Raw genomic sequence first — 3078 nt, 5'->3', positions numbered from 1 at the left:
GTGTCAGCCCGCGCATTCTGACAGAAGCCGAGAATCAGCGCCGCGAGATTACGGAACGGCGGGCAAGGCCGGCCTCGTCCGACACCGGCTCACAGGTCACAATGGCCGATCGCGCGCCGTTCATCGCCTCGATCTTCATGGCCTTCCTGCTCTGGTTCCTGATCTTCTCGGTGGTCAACTATCTGCTCATGGGCACGATCGAGGAACGGTCCAACAAGATTTTCGACTCGCTGCTGACGTCGGTGAAGCTGCCGCACATGCTGGCCGGCAAGCTGCTCGCTGTCCTGGCCGTGGCGCTGACGCTCATGGGCGTCTGGACGATGGGCGTGACGGTTCTGGCGACAGTGTTCGGCAATATGGTTGATCCGGCCGTGACCGGCAGCCTTGTGCCCGTCGTCGGTGCATTCGCGCAACCGCAATTGCTGGTGCCGGCCATTCTCAGCTTCGTGCTCGGCTATCTGATGTACGGGGCCGTTTTCCTCGCGCTGGGCTCACTCTGCGACACGATCCAGGAAGCGCAGACGCTGATGACACCGCTGATCGTCATGCTGATGGTGCCGATGTTCATGATCATCGTCGCGATAAGCGATGCCGAATCGCCGATCCTGTCGGTGATGAGCTGGATCCCCGTCTTCACGCCTTTCCTGCTCATCCTGCGCATGCCGACCGCCCCGCCTATGTGGGAGGTGGCAGGCCTGCTCCTGCTCATGGTGGTCGCGACCTTCACCGTCCTCTGGCTCGCCTCGCGGGTCTATAGGGCCGGCGCGGTCCACGGCGCGGGCGTTGGCGATGTCGGCAAGTGGATCGGCAAGATCATGCCTGGGAAGAAGAAGACAGAAGCGTAGATCCGCGCCGTCTTCGCAGACACGAATAAGCCCCTTCGGCTGTCACCGAAGGGGCTGATGTCACGCCAGATCAGGCGGGCTTATGGCTATGCCAGGCCCTCGCGCTGGGCGCGCTTACGAGCAAGTTTGCGAGCGCGGCGCACAGCTTCTGCCTTCTGGCGAGCCTTCTTCTCAGATGGCTTCTCAAAGTGCGTACGGGATTTCATTTCCCGGAAAAGACCCTCACGCTGCATCTTCTTTTTCAGCGCACGAAGGGCTTGTTCGACATTGTTGTCGCGGACAACGATCTGTACGATGGTCAAATCTCCATTGGTTTGCTCGAGACAGGCCCGAGCGATAGTCTGGCGTGTGTTCAAAAGTGAAGGCGCGCCTATAACACCAAATTTTAGGCTTGCCTACTCCCGGAGCCAGTAATGACAGCACGGCCATCAATTGCTCTTCAGGATAAGTGGTTGCAGGCATTGCTGCCGCACGTTCCAGATATGGGGTGGAGCGACGAGGCTTCAAGCCGCGCCGCCCGCGAGGCCGGGCTCGACGAGGACGACCAGGCGCTCGCCGCCCCGCATGGGGTGAAGGATCTGATCGAGCGTTTCTTTGACCAGGCGGAAGATGACATGCTCGCCGCCCTGGACGCTCAAGACCTGTCCGCGCTGCGCACCCATGAGAAAGTCGCCGCGGGTATCAGGGCCTGGCTCGCGGCGCTAGCGCCAAACCGGGAAGCGGTCAAACGCGCCTCTGCCCGCGGCTTTGCGCCCTGGAATGCGCCAGCCGCGGCCAAACGGACCTGGAAGACAGCCGACGCCATCTGGCTCGCGGCCGGTGACACGGCGGAGGATTATAATCGCGAGACCAAGCGGGCGCTCCTCTCAGCCACGCTACCGACCATCGTACTCTACTGGCTGGACAATGACCACACCGAAGAAGAGCTCGACGCCTTCATCGAGAGCCGCCTCAAGGGCGCAATGAAACTCGGCCAATGGGGCTCAAAGATCGCAAAGCCGGGGCTGGACCTTATCGATAAGCTGCGGGGGCGCGGTTAGGCGGTCGCTTGAAGTGCCCCTGACACGGCGGCATCCACCAGATCTTTCGGGGATGCCCAGTCATATGCGCTGATCGTGATTAGGTTGTGCGCGATGCCGTTCAGGGCGCACAGGAGGAGTTGTGACTTGAGTGCCGTCTCGGCTTTCGTCGCTCGGGTGCCCAGAACGCTCTCAATGGTCTGTCTGAAGATGTCGAACCGTTCGACGACACCGTCGTCATCTACAAAAATGCTGACATCGGACTGGGATATGCCGCTCGACATGAAGACCAGAAAGTAATGCTCACGGTGACTGAGCCAGAAATCGACATAGCCGAACGCAATTTTATTCAATCGCAGATTCGCATTTGTTTCGCTTGCCGCAATCGCATCGAGCTCGTCGAATAGCGTTGCAAAGACCTCGGCCCAAAGCGCTGTCAGAATGTCGATCTTCCGATCGAAGTATCGGTACAGCGTCATCACCGTGCAGTCGGCCTCCTTGGCCAGCCGGCGCATGGAGACCGCATCATATCCATGTTCATGAAACAGGCGGAGCGCGCAGTCTGAAATATGGCTGCGCATGTCCGCCATATCCTGATCAGACAGGGCGGGGCGCCCGCGGGGCCGAGGCGTCGTGGGAGAGGGTTTCGACATGGGCAAAACCTAAGCCGGGATAGCGACTTGACCAAGCCGTGATTTTAAAATATAACGCGTTATCATTAAATAAGGAGATCTGATAATGAGGAGCGTTAGCGGCTTGATGGTCCTGGCGATCGCCCTGGCGCCCGGCCCGGCTGTTGCAGGCGATCTGTCTGACCTTGTCGGCACTTGGCGCACGGTCCGCCACGGCGCGGATATACGCATTTCAAATTGCGGAGATGGTACGCCTTGCGGCACTCTCATTTCAGTCGACCTTGGCATTGTTGGGGACAGCACACGCGATGAGAACAATCGCGACAAAGTCCTGCGGTCCCGTCCACTGGACGGTTTGCCCATACTCTGGGGCTACTCGAACGGGTCAGATGGATGGCGAAACGGGCGCCTCTACAATCCGGAAACGGGGCAGACTTTTCGGTCTTCGCTGTCGCTGATTTCTCAAAATGAACTCAAGGTTCGCGGGTGCCTTGGCCCATTGTGCCGATCGCAGATCTGGACCCGGATCCTGTCTCCAACGAACCAAAGCATAGAGGAGTGAGCGATGGGCGAGCTTAGTGG

General features: G+C 59.6%; 5 protein-coding genes. 3 read left to right on the top strand and 2 right to left on the bottom strand.

The window, feature by feature from the left end:
- A partial coding sequence (locus WA989_RS00465; protein ID WP_424338568.1) for an ABC transporter permease occupies positions 1-845 on the top strand: 845 nt, incomplete at its 5' end.
- 86 nt (positions 846-931) lie between these two features.
- Here WA989_RS00465 and rpsU read toward each other — a convergent pair.
- On the bottom strand, positions 932-1201 hold the full coding sequence (gene rpsU / locus WA989_RS00460) for a 30S ribosomal protein S21 (protein WP_424338567.1): 270 nt from the start codon (positions 1199-1201) through the stop codon (positions 932-934).
- A gap of 57 nt (positions 1202-1258) precedes the next feature.
- Here rpsU and WA989_RS00455 point away from each other — a divergent pair, with 57 nt between their 5' ends.
- Entirely contained in the window at positions 1259-1885 is a 627-nt protein-coding gene (locus tag WA989_RS00455; protein WP_424338566.1) for a COQ9 family protein, read from the top strand.
- On the opposite strand, the gene WA989_RS00450 is transcribed toward WA989_RS00455, so the two are convergent.
- Positions 1882-2445: a TetR/AcrR family transcriptional regulator gene (locus WA989_RS00450; protein WP_424338565.1), complete on the bottom strand. Its 564-nt coding sequence runs from the start codon at positions 2443-2445 to the stop codon at positions 1882-1884. The genes WA989_RS00455 and WA989_RS00450 overlap by 4 nt on opposite strands.
- Before the next feature lie 157 nt (positions 2446-2602).
- Between WA989_RS00450 and WA989_RS00445 the strand changes: the two genes are divergently transcribed.
- Positions 2603-3058, top strand: a complete 456-nt coding sequence (locus tag WA989_RS00445) for a DUF2147 domain-containing protein (RefSeq protein WP_424338564.1) — start codon at positions 2603-2605, stop codon at positions 3056-3058.
- Positions 3059-3078 lie beyond the last annotated feature (20 nt).

This window comes from Henriciella sp. (assembly GCF_049649345.1).
Lineage (GTDB): Bacteria > Pseudomonadota > Alphaproteobacteria > Caulobacterales > Hyphomonadaceae > Henriciella.
Note: the sequence above shows the minus strand (reverse complement) of the source record. Positions and strands in the feature narration are given on the sequence as shown.